General features: G+C 50.2%; 2 protein-coding genes. Both read left to right on the forward strand.

Annotation, left to right across the window (positions count from 1 at the left end):
* Nucleotides 1-1,447: 1,447 nt before the first annotated feature.
* A complete protein-coding gene (locus NW853_RS01605) occupies nt 1,448-2,629 on the forward strand; it encodes a LacI family DNA-binding transcriptional regulator (RefSeq protein WP_242605084.1) in 1,182 nt (393 codons plus the stop codon).
* 124 nt (nt 2,630-2,753) lie between these two features.
* Nucleotides 2,754-3,743: ABC transporter substrate-binding protein (locus NW853_RS01610; RefSeq protein ID WP_414347359.1), on the forward strand; the 990-nt coding region annotated here is incomplete at its 3' end.

The following is a 3,743-nucleotide window of genomic DNA, read 5'->3' on the forward strand; positions in this document are numbered from 1 at the left end:
CAGGCGGTTCTAATGGGATGAGAGCGCTCCCATGTTTGTGGGGCAAAGTCTCGCGGGAGGAAACAGGCGGTTCTAATGGGATGAGAGCGCTCCCATGTTTGTGGGGCAAAGTCTCGCGAGAGGAAGCAGGCGGTTCTAATGGGATGAGAGCGCTCCCATGTTTGTGGGGCAAAGCCTCGCGGGAGGAAACAGACGGTTCTAATGGGATGAGAGCGCTCCCATGTTTGTGGGGCAAAGTCTCGCGAGAGGAAGCAGGCGGTTCTAATGGGATGAGAGCGCTCCCATGTTTTAATGAATGATATTACACCTGATAAGTATCCACAAAATCATGATTTGGTGCTGAACGTTGAAAAATACGCAGAATCAATTGCATGTTCTGGATACGCAAGAAGAAATGTTGTAGGTCTCTCGCTGGTAATAATGTCATAATCAGACCTGCCCGGTATAAGGACTAATATGCAAGGCGCCATCAACGTTGACTGTTGTTTGAGGAAGAGTGGCATCGTTGCACGTTATATGCGAGAACCGTTTAGTAACCGACAGGAAAAGGTGTTTTATCGGCAGAAATATCTGAAAGAATAAAGTAATACTGGTCGGCACCTTGGTGTGTATGACTAATCAGTGAATGCCAGGAGAGCGGTTGTTGGCTCACAATGTGGTGGCAGTGTGCACCAGAGAGGTGGAGCAGTACTTATCGTGAGCAGCTTCATTCCATCTGCTCCTGGAAACTCAACTGAGCTGGTGTACATGCATGCCAGAGAAGCGTAGATTCGTATCCAAAGGGGGATACTGTGGATAACCCAGTCAATGATGATCAACCAGTATATGCAGGATGTACTGAAGCTCTACTAAGACAATATCTTCATCCGCAAGATAGCTGGTATGTCATGACCCGGTACTCAACGAGGAGCGGTATTGTTGGGAGTTGTGGATGGGTTAACAGCCTAACTCCTGACTTTTCATCTCCCCTTACATGGTCAAGTCCTGAGAGTGGTATTAAGTTACACGCACTTAGCGCTCTGAGCCTGCGACACCATCGGCTAGGTAAGCAAGTTCTTCCAACACCGTTATATCGAAAGTATCCCCTATCATCTGATGTAAGGCGCCGAAGTAGACTTTGTTGCCTGTTGGTATCCTCAGACAACAGTAGCCAGACAGTAAACATTGCCTCTGCCAAACGCCTGCATGTTACCTTCCGCTTGCATCTGGGCAGTCTAACGTGCCGAACCATCCATGGCGCTCGATCCCTGCCCAAACTGCCTTTAGGCATGTACCCTGGTCGGTGCTGTGGACAATTTCTGCATTCCTTACAACACGCTGACCAGTATTCGAGACTATCCCTGTACGTTAGATACAGTCACAGAGTTGATCAAATCTGGACGATTGCCAAATTGCCTCGTTACTACATGTTATTTCCGCACCGGCAGTCGCACAGAAGCCAAGAACTGTGTTCCAAAGTATTGGCCTATCAAGTACTGAGCAAGATGATCAGCATTTTGTGGGTATTTACCAACAAACAACACAACAAGCATACAGTGCTGATGTACTCGCAATTCGTTTCTACCAAATGGAGATACAGATGACACTAGAAGAAATTGCGCGCCTTGCCGGTTGTTCACGCTCGACAGTCTCTCGGGTGATTAACCACGATCCACATGTGAGTCCAGAAATGCGAGAGCGAGTATGGCAAATCATTAAAGAGCACGATTTTCAGCCTAATCTTGCAGCACGCGCATTAGCTGGTCGTCGCAGTCGAGTCATCGGTCTGGTCATACCTCATCCACTCAGCACGATTTTTACCGATCCGTATTTTTCAGTATTGATTCAGGGGTGTGCAAAGGCATGTGATGAGCGTGGGTATTATTTGATGCTATCACTGGTGCTACGACAAGAAGACGACACCTATCAATGGTTAATTCACGCTCGACACATAGATGGTCTGCTTCTGGCACCACCGTTGATGGATGACCCGTTCGTGCAGCATTTGTTGGCCAAACGACTGCCGCTTGTCATGATCGGTCGAATTCCTGGTCGCACAGATATTTCTTCGGTGAATGTTGATAACCTCAAAGGCGCTATCCTGGCTACGCAGCATCTGTTGAAGCTTGGCTACTCGAAGATTGCCACTATTACCGGTTTAATGAGCCTGGTCGGCGCCTATGATCGCCTGGAAGGCTATCTGTGTGCGCTGCGCGAGGCGGGTATCGAGCCGCATCCGGAATATATTCAGGGGGGCGATTGGTCAGAAGCCAGCGGAAAGTACGCTATGCAACGCCTATTGCAGGTTACCCCTCGGCCTGATGCCGTGTTTGCTGCCAATGACAGCATGGCTGTCGGCGCGATAAAAGCAATCCAGGCGGCGGGGTTGAAGGTTCCTGATGATATTGCCGTAGTGGGATTTGATAACTTGCCGGTAGCGACAACGATTGATCCGCCTCTGACTACGGTACATCATCCAATTGAGCAGATCGGCTTTCTGGCTGCTGCTACGCTAATTGAACAGTTAGAGACCTGTACAACCCAGGCGGCGAAAGTTAGTGTTCAGCATATTGTCCTACCTACCAGGTTGATTGTTCGTATGTCTTGTGGAGCAGCGCTGCGACGTAGCACTCATCCCAAGACTCATTAAGGATTCGGAACGCAAGATAAAAAACAAGGAGGTGAACCAGGCCAGGACTACCAGGAGTAAATGTTGTACCTTATCGATTTATTTCCATGTTTTGGATCCCAGACGTTTTTTCGTGGAGGTACCTATGAAACACCGCTTCAGTCTTTTGATTGTTTTCATGGTGAGCGTGATACTAACCGCTTGTGGCCCATCTCCTGCACCGGTGGGGCAACCGACTACGGTGCAGCCAGCGCAGGCTCCAACTGCGCTGACCGAAGCGTCTGCACCGACACAGGTTGCAGCCCCGATAAGCGCTGATGCATTGCCACGTAAGGAAACGCTCTATTTCAATGGCTTACAGTGGGGACCGGTCGTCGGTTGGAATCCCTATTCCAATAACAACAACAACGGCATGGTGATTGCGCTACAAGACAGCGCTCGCGTGACCATGTTCGAGACGCCGTATTTGTATAACATGTTAGACGGTAAGCAATATCCATTGCTGGCTGATGGCGACTGGACATGGAACGCAGATCGCACCGAAATCACCTTCAAGATCAAATCGGCTGCCCGCTGGAGCGACGGCACGCCGGTGACTGCCGAAGATGTCGCCTACACCTGGGCCACGCATGTGAAGTACGAAACCGCGGTTGCTGCTGCGAATAGGGATTACATCGAGACCATCGAAGCAGTTGATCCACAAACTGTTGTGATCAAGGCAAAGCTCGATGCAAACGGACGGGCTGTCAATCCTTTGATCGTCCAGGCATACCTGAGCACGTACTACGTCATCCAGAAAGCCTGGACGCAGAAGCTGGAAGAGCGTAGTGGTGGTGATCCTACCAAACTGTTAGCCGATCCTGCGGAAGATGTCGTATATTCCGGTCCCTATGGCAAATTCTTTGCCGACGATACTAAGGTTGTATTGGTCCGCAACGACAATTACTGGGGCCAAGACCCCAGCATGTGGGGCAAGTTGCCGATGCCCAAGTACCTGGCGCACGTAATCTTCAAGGACAACGCAGCCGGTTCAACGGCCCTGGCCGCCGGTGAAGTGGACGTCAGCCAGCAATTCAACTCTAACGTGCAGGACCTGTGGGAGAAGCAGAATCTGCCCATCTCCACCTATCTACCC

This window comes from Synechococcus sp. H55.11, assembly GCF_047462475.1.
Classification (GTDB): Bacteria; Cyanobacteriota; Cyanobacteriia; order Thermostichales; family Thermostichaceae; genus Thermostichus.